We start from the raw sequence: 15,394 nt of genomic DNA, 5'->3' as shown, positions 1-15,394 counted from the left end.
AGCGTCATGAGATTGCCCCAACGGTTCGCCGCGCTCGGCGGGGCGACGGCGGCGGGCATGGTGGTGGTCGGCATCGCCGTCGCCGCCCCCGCCCGGCCCGCCCCCGAGCCCCCGCCGTCGGCCGCGCAGGCCCAGGCCAACGCCACCGGTGCCGCCGCGAGCCTGGTCGGCGCCCGGCCCGCCGCCCTCCACGCCGGCAAGCACGACAAGTTCGTCCAGCGGGACGTCCGGTCGGCGGCCGGGCTGTCCTACGTCGTCTACGACCGGACCTACGACGGCCTGCCGGTGATCGGCGGCGACCTGGTCATCGCCACCGACGCCGCCGGCACGGTGAAGACCACCTCCGTCGCGCAGCAGCAGGCGCTCGGCGACCTCGACGTCCACGGCGCGAAGCTGTCGGCGGCGCAGGCGGATGCCGTGGCGCGCCAGGAGGTCAGCGGGCCGAAGAGCCTGCCGGGCGGCAAGCTCGTCGTGGTCGCCGACGGCGCCGGGCGGCTCGCGTACGAGAGCAACGTCGAAGGCACCGACGCCCACGGCGAGCCGAGCAGCCTGAGCGTCTACGTCGACGCCGTGGACGGGCGCGTGCTGCGGACCGTCCAGCACCTCGCCGCGGGCACCGGCACGGGCAAGTGGAACGGCCCGGCACCGCTGCCGCTGAACACGACGAAGTCCGGCAGCACGTATGCGATGGCCGACCCGAACACGCCGAACCTCGACTGCCGCAACTACAGCAGCGACGCCGTCCTGACCGGACCGGACGACAGCTGGGGCAACGGCACCGGCACGAACATCGAAACCGGCTGCGCGGACGCGCTCTTCGTCGCCCAGACCGAGAAGAAGATGCTCTCGGAATGGGTGGGCCGCAACGGCTTCACCGGCGACGGCGGCGCGTGGAAGATCCGCGTCGGGCTCGACGACGAAAACGCCTACTACTACAACTCGCGCCCGGCGTACGTGAACCTCGGCCACAACCCGAGCGGTGAATGGGTCGGTTCGCTCGACATCCTCGGCCACGAAATGGGCCACGGCGTCGACGACTACTCCGGGTCCGGCGGGTTCTCCGGCGGCGGCACGCAGGAGTTCATCGCGGACACGTTCGGCACGGCGACGGAGTTCTACGCGAACGAGCCGTCCCAGTACGACCCGCCGGACTACGCGATCGGCGAGGAGGTCAACCTGGTCGGCACCGGCGCGATCCGGTACATGTACGACCCGTCGAAGGTCGGCGACCCGAACTGCTACTCCAGCTCGACGCCGAACGCGGAGGTGCACAAGGCGGCCGGGCCCGGCGACCACTGGTTCTACCTGCTCGCCGAAGGCAGCAACCCGACCGACGGGCAGCCGGCCAGCTCGACGTGCAACGGCAGCACGGTGGCCGGCATCGGCATCCGCAAGGCGATCAACATCATGCACGGCGCCGTGCAGCTGAAGACGTCCGGCAGCAGCTACCTGCGCTACCGGACGTGGACGCTGCAGGCCGCGAAGAACCTCTACCCGAACAGCTGCACCGAGTTCGACGCCGTGAAGGCGGCGTGGAACGCGGTCAGCGTCCCGGCGCAGTCCGGCGACCCGACGTGCACGGGGACGCCGACGACCACACCGACCACGCCCACCACCCCGACCACGCCGCCGACGTCCACCACGCCGCCGGGCGGCTGCAGCGGGCAGCTGGTGCAGAACCCGGGCTTCGAGTCCGGCCAGGCGTCCTGGTCCGACCCGAACACCACCATCGGCCAGTGGGGCAGCCAGGCGCCGGCGCGCTCGGGCAGCTACGACTCCTGGCTCGGCGGCTGGGGCTCGGCGCACACGGACACGCTCACGCAGCCGGTCACCATCCCCGCCGGCTGCAAGGCGAGCCTGACGTTCTGGCTGCGCGTGTGGACGGCGGAGACCGAGAACGTGGCCTACGACAAGCTGGTCGTGTCGGCCGGTTCGACGACGCTGGCGACGTACTCGAACCTCGACCGCAACTCGGCCTACGTCCAGAAGACGCTCGACCTGTCCGCCTACGCGGGCCAGACGGTGACGCTGAAGTTCGCCGGGACGGAGGACCAGTCGCTGCAGACGTCCTTCGCCGTCGACGACACCGGGCTCGCGTTGAGCTGACCCGGCGGGGCCTGCCACCTACTTTGGTGGCAGGCCCTCGTTGCGCCGCCCGCGTCCGGTATTCATGCTTACCCGGATGGAGGCGTTTTCCGCGGAGGTCGCCGCGTCGGGCCCGTTCGCCGAGGCCTTCGACCTGGCGATCCGGCAGCGCGGCCTGAGCCTGGAGGCCCTGCAGCGGCGGATGGCGATCCGGGGCGCCCAGGTCAGCCTGGCCACGCTCAGCTACTGGCGCCGGGGCCGCCGTCACCCGGAGGGCCACCGTTCGCTGCACGCGGTCGGCGTCGCCGAAAGCTGCCTCGGCCTGCCGGCGGACGCGCTGACCAGCCTGGTGACGCGGCCTCGGGCGCGCCGCGCGGAGCCGTGGCCGGGCGGGGTCAGCCTGGCGAGCGCGCTCGGCTCCGAGTCCATGGACCTGGCCGCCTGCGAAGGCATCGACCTCGACGGCAACGCCCGGCTGGCGCTGGTGTCGGTGCACCAGCGGGCGATCCTGGGCCCGGACCGCACCGAGCGGTCGGTCCGCACGGAACTGGTGGTGACCAGCCGCGCGGACGGCGTCGACCGCTGGGTGTCGTTCTTCCGCCCCCAGACCGGCGGCGGCCACCAGCCGGCGCTGCGCTCGGCGCACTGCTGCCGCCCGGGCCGGGTCCGCCGGGACGCGGAGTCCGAACTCCTGGCCGCGGAGCTGCGGTTCGACTACCCGCTGCGGGCGGGCGAGACGTACGTGTTCGACTTCGAGTTCGCCTACGACGGGACCCCGCCGGAGACGAGCTACCTGCAGTTCGGCGTGCGGGCGCCGACCCGGCAGATCGTGCTGCAGGCGTGCTTCGACCCGGCGGCGGTGCCGGTGCGGTGCTACCGGTACGCCGGGGAGGCGGCGGCGGGGCCGGAACTGCCGGTGGGGCCGAGCGGCACCAGCCACATCGCGGTGCTGGACGCCCGGCCGGGCGTTTACGGGATGTGCTGGGAGTGGGACTGACCGAGCTCGTAGTCCCGCTCGTCGAACGCACCCACCTGCGACCGCAGCCGTCCCGTCGAGAAGGGCCAGCTGAAGCTGTTGCGCCCGTTGACGTCCTGGTAGTAGCTCGAGCAGCCGCCCGACTGGTACACCGTCCCGGGGAGGGCCGCCTGGACCCGGTCGTTGAACGCCGCCTGGGCCTCCGGGCGGACCGAGAGCGCCGTCCGGTCCCCGTGCAGCGTGCGGGTCACCGCCGCCACCGTGTGCCGCAGCTGGGCCTCCAGGATCATGAACGCCGAGGAGTGCCCGGTGCCCAGGCTCGGGCCCAGCAGCAGGTACAGGTTCGGGAACCCGGCCACCGTCGTCCCGGCGTACGCCCGCGGGCTGCCCTTCCAGTGGTCGTCGAGGCTGCGGCCGTCGGCGTCGAACACCCGCGAAGACACCGGCATGTCGAGGATGTGGAAGCCGGTGCCGAAGATGATCGCGTCGACCTCGGCGCTCGAACCGTCCGCACCGTGGACCCGGTTGCCGGAGACGGAACGCACGGCCGTCGGGTGGACGTCCACATGGGACTGCGTCAGCGCCCGGTAGTACGTGTTGGACATGAGCAGGCGCTTGCAGCCCAGCGTGTAGTCCGGGGTGAGCGCCCGGCGCAGAGCCGGGTCGCGCACCGTGGAACGCAGGTGCAGCAACCCGATCTTCTGCACCTGCCGCAGCAGCCACGGGTGCCGGAAGCCGAACCCGAGCGTCTCCATCGCGCCGTACTCCGCGCTGCGCAAGGCCCGCTGCAGGGCCGGGAAGCGCCGCAGGAGCAACCGCTCGACGGCGGGGACGTGGTGGTCCGGTTTCGGCAGAACCCACTGCGCGGTGCGCTGGAACAGGTGCAGCCGGCCCACGCGGGGCACGATCTCCGGGACGAACTGGACCGCCGACGCACCCGAGCCGATCACCGCGACCCGCTTGCCCGCCAGGTCGTAGCCGTGGTTCCAGCGCGCGGAGTGGAAGACCTCGCCCGGGAAGCCCGCGAGCCCGGGCAGGTCCGGGATCCGCGGCTCGTGCCAGGGGCCGGTGCCCGCGACCAGGACCCGCGCGCTGTAGGGCCCCTGGGTCGTCTCGAGTTCCCAGACGGCTTCACGGGCGTTCCACTGCGCCCGCGTCACCTCGACGCCGTAGCGGATCTTCGCCGTGACGCCGAAGCGCTCGGCCGTGTCGGCCAGGTAGGCGCGGATCTCGGCCTGGCCGGCGAACGCCCGCGTCCACTCCGGATTGGGGGCGAAGGAGTACGAGTACAGCGCGGACGGGACGTCGCAGGCGCAGCCGGGGTAGGTGTTGTCGCGCCAGGTGCCGCCGAGCGCGCCGGCCTTCTCCAGCACGGCGAGGTCGCCGACGCCGGCCTGGGACAGGCGGATGGCGGCGCCCAGCCCCGACGCCCCGGCACCGACGACGAGGACCGCGAAGTGGCGTTGCTCCATTTTCGAAGACTAACAGTATCCGAAAACCAGCGGTACCCCAATTCCGTGGTTCGCTAGAGTGCCCGCATGGCCCGACTCACCCGCGCGGAAAGCCAGGCGCGCACCCGCGAGCAGCTGGTCGAGACGGCCAAGCTGCTCTTCCTGCGCGACGGCTACTCGGTGACGTCGCTGGAGAAGGTCGCCGACGAGGCCGGGTACTCCAAGGGCGCGGTGTACTCGAACTTCCGCAGCAAGGACGAGCTCTGCCTGACCGTCCTGGACCGGATCCACGACGAGCAGGTCGCCCTGGTCGCCGGGGCGCTGGCCGGCGCCGACGGGGTGGAGGGCCTGCTGGCGGCGTTCCAGACCTGGGCCGAGCGCAGCATCGGCGACGAGGCCTGGACGGCGCTGGAGGTCGAGTTCGCCACGAACGCGCGGCGCGACCCGCACGTGCGCGCGGAGCTCGCGGCGCGGGACAAGGCCATCCGCGACACCATCGCCGGCCTGCTCACCGGGTACGCCGAGCGGTTCGGGATCACGCTCCCGATGTCGGCCGACGACGCCGCGACGGCGCTGCTGTCGCTGGGTATCGGGCTCGGCGTCCAGCGCGCGATCGACCCCACGATCCCGGTGAACGTGCTGCCCGACGTCATCCGCCTCTTCGCCGGGGTGCGCTGACCGTCCTTTCCGGACTTCCCGCGGTGGTCTGGACCGTTCACGAACATGAACGAAATCCACCTCTTGTGGAGCGTGCTGACCCTTCGCTACCGTGTCGCTACGCCGCAGCTCCACCCGCACCACCCGTAACCGCCGTGCTCGACGGCGCATCCCGCGGAAAGGGTCTCCTCCCCATGAGCAAGAAGTTGCGGCCGGTTCTCATCGGCACGCTCGGCGCCGCCTCCGTCGCGGCCCTCGTGATCACCACGCCCGCGCTCTCCTCGGCCGCACCCGCGCCGGTCGCCGGCGTCTCGGTGCTCGCCACCGGCGACCTTTCGGCGCCGGCCAAGAAGGAAATCGCGATGAAGCTGGTCTCCAGCGCGGAGAACTCCTCCCTGGACTGGAAGGCGCAGTACAAGTACATCGAAGACATCGGTGACGGCCGCGGCTACACCGCGGGCATCATCGGGTTCTGCTCGGGCACCGGTGACATGCTCGAACTGGTCGAGGCGTACACGAACTCGGTCCCGGACAACCCGCTGGCGAAGTTCCTCCCCGCGCTGCGCAAGGTGAACGGCACGGACTCGCACGCGGGCCTCGGCTCGGCGTTCGAAAGCGCCTGGAAGCAGGCCGCCGCCACGACGGCGTTCCAGACGGCGCAGAACAACGAGCGCGACCGCGTGTACTTCAACCCGGCGGTGAACCAGGGCAAGTCCGACGGCCTGAGCAACCTGGGCCAGTTCGCCTACTACGACGCCATCGTCATGCACGGCCCCGGCGACAGCTCCGACAGCTTCGGCGGCATCCGCAAGGCCGCGATGAAGAAGGCGAAGACCCCGGCCCAGGGCGGCGACGAAGCCACGTACCTCAAGGCGTTCTTCGCGGCCCGCAAGGTCATCATGAAGCAGGAGGAGGCGCACGCCGACACCTCCCGCGTCGACACCGAGCAGCTGAAGTTCCTCAACGACGGCAACTTCGACCTGCACACCCCGCTGAAGTGGAAGGTGTACGGCGACTCGTACACGATCAACTGACGCGGGCTATCGGGTCAGGAGCGCATCCGCGGTACGCGTGTTGAGGATGCGCTCCGGCCCGATTCCCGCCTTCATCGCGCGCTCGCAGCCGTAGCCCAGCCAATCCAGCTGGCCCGGTGCGTGCGCGTCGCTGTCGATCGTGAAGTCGCACCCGATCTCCGCCGCCAGGCGCAGCAGCCGCATCGGCGGGTCCAGCCGCTCCGGGCGCGAGTTGATCTCCACCGCCACCCCGTTGTCCCGGCAGGCCGTGAACACCTTCTCCGCGTCGAACTCCGACTCCGGACGGCCGCGCCCCACCACCAGCCGGCCGGTGCAGTGGCCCAGCACCCGGACGTGCGGGTTGCGCACCGCCGCCACCATCCGGCGGGTCATGTCCCGCGACGGCATCCGCAGCTTCGAGTGCACGCTCGCCACCACGAAGTCCAGCTGCCCCAGCAGCTCCTCCTCCTGGTCGAGCGCACCGTCGTCGAGGATGTCGACCTCGATGCCGTGCAGCAGGCGGAACGGGGCCATCAGCTCGTTGGCCTTCGCCACGATCTGCATCTGCGTGCGCAGCCGGTCCGGGGACAGCCCGTTCGCGACCGTCAGCCGCGGGGAATGGTCCGTCAGCACCATGTACTCGTGGCCGAGGTCGCGGCCCGCGACCGCCATTTCGCCGATCGAGCTGCCGCCGTCCGACCAGTCCGAATGGGTGTGGCAGTCGCCGCGCAAGGCTGACCGCAGCGGCTCGCCGTCCGGCAGCTCCTTCTCGACGATCTTGCCCCGGTACGCCGGGTCACGGCCGGCCAGCGCGTCCTCGATGACCCCGGCGGTGGCCTTGCCGATGCCCGGCAGCGACGTCAGCGTGCCGTTCTCCGCCAGCTGCGCCAGCTTCTCGGCGCCGGTCTTGTCCACCGTCGCCGCCGCGTTCCGGAACGCCCGGACGCGGTACGTCGGCTCGCCCGCGCGTTCGAGCTGGAACGCGATCTCCCGCAACGCCCATGCCGGATCCATGGGACCTGTCTACCCCCTCCGGGGCAGTCGGTGCAGCTCGACGTCCGCCAAGGTGCCGTCGCGCACCGAGGCCGTCTGGTACGTGCAGTACGGCTGGCGGCGGCGGTCGGTCGGCGAACCCGGGTTGAGCAGCCGCAGCCCGGACGGCGCCACCGTGTCCCACGGGATGTGGCTGTGCCCGAAGACCAGCACGTCGGTGTCCGGGAACTGCGCGTCGCACCGCTGCTCGCGGCCCTGCTTGGCGCCGGTCTCGTGGATCACGGCCAGCCGCACGCCGCCGAGGTCGGCCCGCGCGACCTCCGGCAGGCGGGCCCGCAGCGCCGGGCCGTCGTTGTTGCCGTACACGCCGATCAGCCGCTTGCTGCGCTCTTCCAGTTCGTCCAGCAGGGCGACGTCGACCCAGTCGCCCGCGTGCACGACGACGTCGGCGGCCGCGACCTCCGCCCAGACCTGCGCCGGCAGCTCGCGGGCGCGGGCGGGCAGGTGCGTGTCGGAGATCAGCAGGAGCCTCATCCGATGGCCTTCAGCACCCGGTCCAGGAACCCGCCGATGTGGTCGCGCAGCAGCTGCGCGGCCCCTTCGGCGTCACCCTTCTTCGCCGCGGCCAGCACGGCCCGGTGCTCGGTCCACTCCTTCTTCCAGCTGGGGTTGGCCTCCCAGCCGACGACGCTGATCAGCGCCGCGCGGTCCTTGAGGTCGTCGAGGATGCTGACCAGCAGCGGGTTGCCGCAGCCCGAGTAGAGGGCGCGGTGGAAGCGGCGGTTCAGCAGGCTCAGCGCGGCCTGGTCCTTGTCCGCGATCGCCGTCGACGCCTCCTTGAGCGCCTCGGCCGCGTCTTCGAACAGCTCCGGGTCGCGCCGCTCGACGGTCCGCCGGACGGCCTCGGGTTCGAGCACCGTCCGCACGTCGTAGACGGACTTCGCGAGCTCGGCGTCGACCGTGATCACCGACGCGCCCTTGTACGGGCTGAACGTCACCAGGCCGGAGTTCGACAGCACTTTGAGCGCCTCGCGCACGGGCGTCTTCGACACGCCGAGCCGCGCGGCCAGCTCCGCCTCGACGAGCGGCTGGCCGGGCACCAGCTCCCGGGTCAGGATGCCGCGGCGGATCTCCTCCAGGACCACTTCGGTCCGGGAGGCGGGCAGGCTGAACGTCCCGGTCATGGCGCGCTCCTACGGTCGTGTCGGAACCCATTCAACCAGGCCCGCCAGATCATATATCAGATGCCATACTGGACCCATGAAGCAACCCGAGGAGCTCCGCAGCCACCGGTGGTTCGGCGGCGGCGAACTGCGCGACTTCAGCCACCGCGCCCGCAGCCGCCAGCTCGGCTACAACCCGGAAGAGCACCTCGGCAAACCCGTCATCGGCATCCTCAACACGTGGTCGGACATCAACCCCTGCCACATGCACCTGCGCGAACGCGCCGAGCAGGTCAAACGCGGTGTCTGGCAGGCCGGCGGGTTCCCGCTGGAGTTCCCGGTCGCGACGCTGTCCGAGACCTACCAGAAGCCGACCCCCATGCTCTACCGCAACCTGCTGGCCATGGAGACCGAGGAGATCCTCCGGTCCTACCCGATCGACGGCGCCGTCCTGATGGGCGGCTGCGACAAGACCACCCCCGCGCTGCTGATGGGCGCGGCCAGCGCGGGCCTGCCCGCCCTCTTCGTCCCGGCCGGGCCGATGCTGCGCGGGCACTGGCGCAACGAGGTCCTGGGCAGCGGCACCGACATGTGGAAGTACTGGGACGACAAGCGCGCCGGGCTGATCGGCGACGCCGAAATGTCCGAACTGGAACGCGGCCTGGCGCGCTCGCCGGGGCACTGCATGACGATGGGGACGGCGTCCACCATGACGTCGGCCGCCGAGGTGCTCGGCGTGACGCTGCCGGGCGCCGCGTCGATCCCCGCCGTCGACTCGGCGCACCACCGGATGGCCGCGGCCAGCGGCGCCCGGATCGTCGACATGGTGTGGGAGGACCTGACCATCACGCAGGTGCTGGACAAGCGGGCCTACGCCGACGCGATCACCACGGTGCTCGCGCTCGGCGGCTCGACCAACGCCGTGATCCACCTGATCGCGATGGCCGGCCGCAGCGGCATCCCGGTGTCGCTCGCGGACTTCGACGCGCTCGCCCGGCGCGTGCCGGTGCTCGCGAACATCCGGCCCGGCGGCGACTGGCTGATGGAGGACTTCTACTACGCGGGCGGCCTGCCCGGGCTGCTGTCGCGCCTGACCGACCTGCTGCACACCGAACGGCTCACCGTCACCGGCCGCACCCTCGGCGAGAACCTCGCCGAGGCCCGCGTGCACAACGACGACGTGATCCGGCCGCGGGACAACCCGGTCGCCACCGAGGGCGGGGTCGCGGTGCTGCACGGGAACCTGGCGCCGTCGGGCGCGGTCATCAAGCACATCGCGGCGGAGAAGCACCTGCTCACGCACACCGGCCCGGCCGTGGTGTTCGAGAACTACCCCGACCTGAAGAAGCGCATCGACGACCCGTCGATCACCGCGGACTCGGTGCTGGTGCTGCGCGGCTCCGGCCCGCTCGGCGGCCCCGGCATGCCCGAGTACGGGATGCTGCCGATCCCCGCGCACCTGCTCGAACAGGGCGTCCGGGACATGGTCCGGATCTCCGACGCCCGGATGAGCGGCACGAGCTACGGCGCGTGCGTCCTGCACGTGGCACCCGAGTCGCACGTCGGCGGCCCGCTGGCCCTGGTCCGCGACGGCGACCCGATCACCTTGGACGTCCCGGCCCGCACGCTGCGGCTCGAGGTGCCCGACGAGGAACTGGCGCGGCGGCGTGCCGGGTGGACCCCACCGGCGCCCCGCTTCGAACGCGGTTACGGCGCGCTCTACAGCGAGCACATCACCCAGGCCGACGAGGGCTGCGACTTCGACTTCCTGGCCCGGACGGGTCACAACCCGGAACCGGACGCTCGCTGAGCCGACTCCGATTCACCGGTCCGTGACCGTTTCATCCCCCGTTAGGGCGAGTCGTACGGCTTGTCCGGGTGCCCCGTACGCTGGTCCCGTCACCGGCGCGACCCGGCGCCGCGTTGAAGGGGTGGAGAGTTGCCGCACGAACCGCACTGGCCCGACTCACACGGCGAGCTGACCGATGTCCTGCCGGTCGTCCGGCCCGAGCCGGACCCGGCCGCGGCTCCCGCGAAGCGCTCCCTCCGCACGGCCGGGTGGATCGCGGGCGGGGTGTTCGGCCTGCTCGTCGCGGTCTACGGCGTCGACCTGCTGGTCAGCCAGGGCAGCGTGCCGCGCGGGGTGACCGTCGCCGGCGTCGACGTCGGCGGGATGGACCGCGAGGCGGCCGAGCAGGAACTGCGCGGCCAGATCGAGCCGCGGCTGACGCGCCCGCTCGCCGTCACCGCCGGCGAGTTCCACGGCACGCTGTCGCCGACGCTCGCCGGGCTGAAGCTGGACTGGCCGCAGACCCTCGACCAGGCGGGCGAGCAGCCGCTGAACCCCTTCACACGCCTGTCGTCGCTGTTTTCCAGCCGCGAGGTCGGCGTCGTCAGCCACGCCGACGACGCGAAGCTGACCGCCGCGCTCGAGACACTGCGCGGCCAGGTCGACCGCGAGCCGGTCGAAGGCACCGTCAAGTTCGAGGGCGTCGAGCCCGTCGCCGTGCCGCCGAAGGCCGGGCAGAAGCTCGACGTGCCGGCCGCGACCGCCGCCGTCGTCGAGAAGTGGGCGAGCGGGGAACCCGTGGCGCTGCCGGTGACCGGTACCCCGGTGCGCACCACGCCCGAAGGCGTCCGGGCGGCGCTCGACGGGTTCGCGCGCCCCGCCGTCTCCGGGCCGCTGGTGGTCAAGGGCGACGGCAAGAACGCCACGGTGAAGCCGGAGGCGATCGCCGCGGCCATCACGTTCGAACCGGCCGACGGCGGCGGGCTGACGCCGAAGATCGACAACGCGAAGATCGCCGAAGCCGCCGGGCCGCAGCTGAAGTCCACCGAGAAGGAGGGCAAGGACGCGACCGTCGTCTTCGAAGGCGGCAAGCCTGCGGTCGACCCCTCCACCGACGGCCGGACCGTCGACTGGGACCCCAGCCTCAAGCCGCTGCCGGACGTGCTGAAGAAGACCGACGGCCGCGAAGTCCCGGCCGTCTACAAGGACAGCCCGGCGAAGGTCACCACCGAGCAGGCGAACCAGCTCGGCATCAAGGAGGTCGTCGGCGAGTTCACGACCCAGAAGTTCGCGGCCGACTCCGGCGTCAACATCCGGGTCGTCGCGCAGAAGGTGAACGGCGCCATCGTCAAGCCGGGGGAAACGTTCAGCCTCAACGGGTTCACCGGCCCGCGCGGCACCGCGCAGGGTTACGTCGAGGCGGGCGTGATCAAGGACGGCGCGCCCGGGCGCGAGGTCGGCGGCGGCATCTCGCAGTTCGCGACGACGCTGTACAACGCGGCCTACTTCGCGGGCCTGAAGGACGCGGGCCACAAGGAGCACAGCTACTACATCAGCCGCTACCCCGCCGCGCGCGAGGCGACGGTGTTCCAGAACCCCAACGGGTCCAGCGTCATCGACCTCAAGTTCACCAACGACGCGCCGACCGGCATCGCGATCCAGACGATCTGGACGCCGTCGTCGATCACCGTGAAGCTGTGGGGCACCAAGCGCTACACGGTCGAGTCGATCCCGGGCGCGCAGACCAACCAGAGCGACCCGCAGCCCAAGCCGGGCCCGGCGGAGAACTGCCACGCCTCGAACGGCGCGCCGGGCTTCACCACCACCGACACGCGGGTGCTGAAGGACGTCGCCACCGGCCGCGAAGTGAGCCGCTCGACCCGGACCGTCCACTACAACCCGCAGCCGAAAATCGTCTGCGGCGGGGGCCGGTGACCTCCTAACGGCCGTTCACGCTGGGCGTCCGCGACGGTACCCTGAGTGCCCATGAGCAGCCGCGCGGCAGGCTTCCGGGACGTCCTCGCCGTGACCGAGTTCCGGGCGCTGTTCTCCGCCCAGCTCGTCTCGGTCACCGGTGACCAGCTGGCGCGGGTCGCGCTGTCGATCCTGGTGTACGACCGCACGAACTCGCCGGGCTGGGCCGCGCTGACGTACGCGCTGACGTTCCTGCCGGACCTCGTCGGCGGCCCGCTGCTGTCGGGGCTGGCCGACCGGTACCCGCCGCGGACGGTGATGCTCGGCGCGGACGTCCTGCGGGCGCTCGCGGTGGCCGTGATGGCGGTGCCGGGCCTCCCGCTGCCGACCGTGGCGGCGCTGCTGGTCGGCGTCCAGCTGTTCAACCCGGTCTGGAATTCGGCGCGGGCCGCGTTGCTGCCGCAGGTGCTGCCGGGCGAGACGTTCGTTCCCGGGATGGGCCTGCTCATGATGCTGGTGCAGGCGGGCCAGGTGGCCGGGTTCGCGCTCGGCGGCCTGCTGGTGGCGGCCATCGGCACCGGCGGCGCCCTCCTGGCGGACGCGGCGAGCTTCGCGGTGTCGGCGCTGTTCCTGGTGGCCGGGGTGCGACCGCGGCCGCCGCGCGAAACGTCCGGCGTCCGCTGGTGGCGGCACGTCCGGGCGGGCTGGACGGTGGTGGTCGGCGACCCCCGCCGGCTCGCACTGGTGGCGCTGGGCTGCGTGTCCGGGAGCTACATCGCGGGCGAAGCGATCGCCGCCCCGTACGCGGCCGAGCTCGGCGGCGACGCGGTCGTGGTCGGGCTGCTGCTCGGGGCGTACGCGCTGGGGAACGTGATCGGCATGGCGGCGCTGTCCCGGATCCCCCCGGCCCGGCGCAGCCGGTTGCTGGGGCCGCTGGCGGTGCTGGCGTGCGCGGCGTTGCTGGGCTGCGCGCTGCGACCGGACGTGGTGGCCACGTTGACGCTGTTCACGCTGTCCGGAGTGGCCAGTTCGTACAACTTGATCGCGAACACGACGTTCGTCCAGCTCACGCCGGACGCCCAGCGCGCGCAGGCGTTCGGCTTCGCGCTGACCGCACTGCGGGTGTCGCAGGGATTGGGCGTGGTGCTGGCGGGACTGGCGGCGGAGCGGTTTGCCCCGCACGTCGTCGCGGCAGGCGCGGGGGTTGTGGGTGTGGTGGCGGCGCTGGGCGCGGCGCGCCTGTGGCGGCAGGCGCAACCGGAGCCCCGGTGACCGGCAGGGGCCAGCGGTTATGGGGCCTGCTCGCGAACCCCAAGGGTCCGCACAGTGTCGTGGCGGGCGCGGGGACGGTGAGCGTGGGATGCGGCTCAACTGCGGCGGCAAGCGCAGCCCGAGTTCCGGCGACCGCAGAGGTGCGAGCGGCAGCGCCGATGCGCTTGCCGGGCCGCGGAACGCGTGGCCCCGCACGGCGTCGTCGCAGGCGCCGGGGCTGTGGGTGTGGTGGCGGCGCTGGGCGCGGCGCGCCTGTGGCGGCAGGCGCAACCGGAGCCCCGGTGACCGGCCCGACGGCCGGTCACCGGGCACTGGTCAGGACCGCGTCCAGTCGGTCGGGATCCGGCGCGGGGTCCAGTCGGTGGGGCACTCCGCTGGCGAGACGCCGGGGCGGGTCCAATCGGTCGGCAGCTCGCGGACGGTCCAGTCGGTGGGCAGTTCGCGGGCGGTCCAGTCGGTCGGCAGCCGGCGCGGGGTCAAGTCGGTCGGGATCGCGCGGGTCCAGTCGGTGGGGAGCTGCCGGGTCCAGTCGGTCGGCCGCTGCGCGCGCCGGCGGGACGGGACGATGTTGGCGTTGGGCGTGAAGTGCGACATGATTTCTCCTGGGTTGTGAGAAAACTGCACGGTGCGTGACCGAGCGGTAGCCCGACCAGCCTAGTGACACACCGCGTTCATTCGATTACAGTCACAAATTCTGCGAAGAGTTCCATCCTGAGCAGAAGGGCGTTTCGTGGGATTGTCCGGGTCCCCAGGGCGAAAGCCCAGCTCAGAACGTCCACGATCAGGTATCCGAACGTGGGCGATGTGGAAGCTGGCCACTCCCGTGTTCGGCTACGTCCTCATCGTCGACGCCCTGGCGCTGGTCGCGGTCCTCTCGACAGCCACCCTGGTGCCGATCACCGCCCAGTCACTGCTCTGGTGTGGTCTGGTCCTCGCCGGTGAGATCGTGCACCTGGAAGCGGCGCAACGCATCGAGCGCATCCGCGAGCTCGCCGCCGACGGCCGTCCGCACATGCACCTCCAGTCGATCTGGATCTTCGCCGGGCTGCTCCTGCTCCCTCCGCCGTTGGCCACATTGGTCATCGTCGTCAGCTATGCCCATTCCTGGTTCCGCGTCTACAAACGGCGTGGGGTGATTCACCGGAAAGTGTTTTCCGGGGCGACCGTGATCCTCGCCTGCACCGCCGCGGGGGCCGTGCTGTGGGCGGGCACCGGGCACCTGGCGCCGTACGTGCCCTACCTGGACGGGTTCGGCGGGATGACCGCGCTCCTGACGTCCGGGATCGTCTACTTCGGGCTCAACTACGTGCTGGTGATCCTCGCGATCGTGATGAGCAACCCGGGCAAACCGCCGCGGCAGGCGTTCGGCAACCCGTCCGACGTGCTGATCGTGCTGGCCGCGGTCGGCGTCGGGTGCGGCATCGCGCTGGTGATGACCGTCCGGCCGTGGCTGCTGCCGGTGCTCATGGTGACGCCGGTGGCGCTGCACATCGGCCTGCTGCTGCCCCAGTTCCAGGCGGCCGCGCGCACGGATTCCAAGACCGCGCTGCTCGCCCCGGAGTTCTGGGTCCAGCTGGCCCGCAACGAGCTGGCCCGCGCGGCGGAGCTGTCCTCGACCGCGGGCGTGCTGATGATCGACATCGACCACTTCAAGGCCATCGACGACGGCAACGGCCACCTGGCGGGCGACGAGGTCCTGCGCGCGGTGGCGGCGGCGATCCAGGCCTCGGTCCGCGGCGGCGACTACGTGGGCCGCTTCGGCGGCGACGAGTTCGTGGTGCTGCTCCCGGGCACGACGAGCGCCGAGATCGCGTCGGTGGCGGACCGCATCCGCACGGCGATCGCCCGTGTCGAGGTCCCGGTGCCGGTGGTCCGCCCGGGCAAGCCGGAAGTGATCAGCGGCCTGACGGCTTCGATCGGCGCAGCGGTGTACCCGGAGACGGCCACGGAGTACACGATCCTGCTGCAGGCCGCGGACGACGCGGTGTTCGAGGCGAAGGCGGCGGGGCGGGACCGGGTGGTCCTGGCGGAAGCCCGCAGCGAACTCACCCGTCCCGAAATCCCCGACGTGCTTTGACGCC

Annotated in this window: 13 protein-coding genes; 8 read left to right on the top strand and 5 right to left on the bottom strand. The window is 71.8% G+C overall.

Annotation, left to right across the window (positions count from 1 at the left end):
- The first annotated feature begins 6 nt into the window (after positions 1 to 6).
- A complete protein-coding gene (locus tag ACLJPY_RS43515) occupies positions 7 to 2,106 on the top strand; it encodes a M4 family metallopeptidase (protein ID WP_410596837.1) in 2,100 nt (699 codons plus the stop codon).
- Between the two features lie 76 nt (positions 2,107 to 2,182).
- Entirely contained in the window at positions 2,183 to 3,082 is a 900-nt protein-coding gene (locus ACLJPY_RS43510; RefSeq protein WP_410596836.1) for a hypothetical protein, read from the top strand.
- Here ACLJPY_RS43510 and ACLJPY_RS43505 read toward each other — a convergent pair.
- The gene (locus tag ACLJPY_RS43505; protein WP_410596835.1) at positions 3,055 to 4,533 is read right to left on the bottom strand and encodes a flavin-containing monooxygenase; all 1,479 of its coding nucleotides are present in this window, start codon (positions 4,531 to 4,533) and stop codon (positions 3,055 to 3,057) included. The genes ACLJPY_RS43510 and ACLJPY_RS43505 overlap by 28 nt on opposite strands.
- Before the next feature lie 66 nt (positions 4,534 to 4,599).
- Between ACLJPY_RS43505 and ACLJPY_RS43500 the strand changes: the two genes are divergently transcribed.
- Positions 4,600 to 5,190 carry a TetR/AcrR family transcriptional regulator gene (locus ACLJPY_RS43500; protein WP_410596834.1) on the top strand — a complete coding sequence of 197 codons (591 nt, stop codon included), beginning with the start codon at positions 4,600 to 4,602 and terminating at the stop codon, positions 5,188 to 5,190.
- Between the two features lie 173 nt (positions 5,191 to 5,363).
- Positions 5,364 to 6,203, top strand: coding sequence for a chitosanase (locus ACLJPY_RS43495; RefSeq protein WP_410596833.1), 840 nt, complete (start codon positions 5,364 to 5,366; stop codon positions 6,201 to 6,203).
- A 6-nt stretch (positions 6,204 to 6,209) separates the two neighbouring features.
- Here the strand turns inward: ACLJPY_RS43495 and ACLJPY_RS43490 are convergent, their stop codons facing one another.
- Genes ACLJPY_RS43490 through ACLJPY_RS43480 form a run of 3 tightly spaced genes read right to left on the bottom strand, consistent with a single transcriptional unit; the run spans position 6,210 to position 8,359 of the window.
- Entirely contained in the window at positions 6,210 to 7,196 is a 987-nt protein-coding gene (locus ACLJPY_RS43490) for a PHP domain-containing protein (RefSeq protein ID WP_410596832.1), read from the bottom strand.
- Positions 7,197 to 7,205: 9 nt separating this feature from the next.
- Positions 7,206 to 7,709 carry a metallophosphoesterase family protein gene (locus ACLJPY_RS43485; RefSeq protein WP_410596831.1) on the bottom strand — a complete coding sequence of 168 codons (504 nt, stop codon included), beginning with the start codon at positions 7,707 to 7,709 and terminating at the stop codon, positions 7,206 to 7,208.
- The gene (locus ACLJPY_RS43480) at positions 7,706 to 8,359 is read right to left on the bottom strand and encodes a GntR family transcriptional regulator (RefSeq protein ID WP_410596830.1); all 654 of its coding nucleotides are present in this window, start codon (positions 8,357 to 8,359) and stop codon (positions 7,706 to 7,708) included. Before ACLJPY_RS43480 ends, ACLJPY_RS43485 begins: the two co-directional genes overlap by 4 nt.
- A 76-nt stretch (positions 8,360 to 8,435) precedes the next feature.
- Here ACLJPY_RS43480 and araD point away from each other — a divergent pair, with 76 nt between their 5' ends.
- From araD to ACLJPY_RS43465, 3 genes are all read left to right on the top strand, one after another.
- A complete protein-coding gene (gene araD, locus ACLJPY_RS43475; protein WP_410596829.1) occupies positions 8,436 to 10,148 on the top strand; it encodes an L-arabinonate dehydratase in 1,713 nt (570 codons plus the stop codon).
- 129 nt (positions 10,149 to 10,277) lie between these two features.
- Positions 10,278 to 12,062 (top strand): VanW family protein, encoded by a 1,785-nt coding sequence (locus tag ACLJPY_RS43470; protein WP_410596828.1) that lies wholly within the window; start codon positions 10,278 to 10,280, stop codon positions 12,060 to 12,062.
- A gap of 51 nt (positions 12,063 to 12,113) precedes the next feature.
- Complete coding sequence (locus tag ACLJPY_RS43465) at positions 12,114 to 13,313, top strand: MFS transporter (protein ID WP_410596827.1); 1,200 nt, start codon at positions 12,114 to 12,116, stop codon at positions 13,311 to 13,313.
- A 315-nt stretch (positions 13,314 to 13,628) separates the two neighbouring features.
- Here the strand turns inward: ACLJPY_RS43465 and ACLJPY_RS43460 are convergent, their stop codons facing one another.
- The gene (locus tag ACLJPY_RS43460; protein ID WP_410596826.1) at positions 13,629 to 13,907 is read right to left on the bottom strand and encodes a hypothetical protein; all 279 of its coding nucleotides are present in this window, start codon (positions 13,905 to 13,907) and stop codon (positions 13,629 to 13,631) included.
- A gap of 208 nt (positions 13,908 to 14,115) precedes the next feature.
- Between ACLJPY_RS43460 and ACLJPY_RS43455 the strand changes: the two genes are divergently transcribed.
- Positions 14,116 to 15,390 carry a diguanylate cyclase gene (locus ACLJPY_RS43455; RefSeq protein ID WP_410596825.1) on the top strand — a complete coding sequence of 425 codons (1,275 nt, stop codon included), beginning with the start codon at positions 14,116 to 14,118 and terminating at the stop codon, positions 15,388 to 15,390.
- Positions 15,391 to 15,394 lie beyond the last annotated feature (4 nt).

The sequence above is a fragment of the Amycolatopsis sp. lyj-23 genome (genome assembly GCF_046549135.1).
Classification (GTDB): domain Bacteria; phylum Actinomycetota; class Actinomycetes; order Mycobacteriales; family Pseudonocardiaceae; genus Amycolatopsis.
The sequence above is the reverse complement of the archived record's forward strand: the minus strand, read 5'-3'. Positions and strand labels throughout refer to the sequence as shown.

Coding starts and splice junctions, on each gene's coding strand:
- ACLJPY_RS43505 (WP_410596835.1), bottom strand. CDS start 4,533: ATGGAGCAACGCCACTTCGCGGTCCTCGTCGTCGGTGCCGGGGCGTCG.
- ACLJPY_RS43515 (WP_410596837.1), top strand. CDS start 7: ATGAGATTGCCCCAACGGTTCGCCGCGCTCGGCGGGGCGACGGCGGCG.
- ACLJPY_RS43465 (WP_410596827.1), top strand. CDS start 12,114: ATGAGCAGCCGCGCGGCAGGCTTCCGGGACGTCCTCGCCGTGACCGAG.
- ACLJPY_RS43495 (WP_410596833.1), top strand. CDS start 5,364: ATGAGCAAGAAGTTGCGGCCGGTTCTCATCGGCACGCTCGGCGCCGCC.
- ACLJPY_RS43485 (WP_410596831.1), bottom strand. CDS start 7,709: ATGAGGCTCCTGCTGATCTCCGACACGCACCTGCCCGCCCGCGCCCGC.
- ACLJPY_RS43500 (WP_410596834.1), top strand. CDS start 4,600: ATGGCCCGACTCACCCGCGCGGAAAGCCAGGCGCGCACCCGCGAGCAG.
- ACLJPY_RS43480 (WP_410596830.1), bottom strand. CDS start 8,359: ATGACCGGGACGTTCAGCCTGCCCGCCTCCCGGACCGAAGTGGTCCTG.
- ACLJPY_RS43490 (WP_410596832.1), bottom strand. CDS start 7,196: ATGGATCCGGCATGGGCGTTGCGGGAGATCGCGTTCCAGCTCGAACGC.
- ACLJPY_RS43460 (WP_410596826.1), bottom strand. CDS start 13,907: ATGTCGCACTTCACGCCCAACGCCAACATCGTCCCGTCCCGCCGGCGC.
- araD (WP_410596829.1), top strand. CDS start 8,436: ATGAAGCAACCCGAGGAGCTCCGCAGCCACCGGTGGTTCGGCGGCGGC.
- ACLJPY_RS43510 (WP_410596836.1), top strand. CDS start 2,183: ATGGAGGCGTTTTCCGCGGAGGTCGCCGCGTCGGGCCCGTTCGCCGAG.
- ACLJPY_RS43455 (WP_410596825.1), top strand. CDS start 14,116: ATGTGGAAGCTGGCCACTCCCGTGTTCGGCTACGTCCTCATCGTCGAC.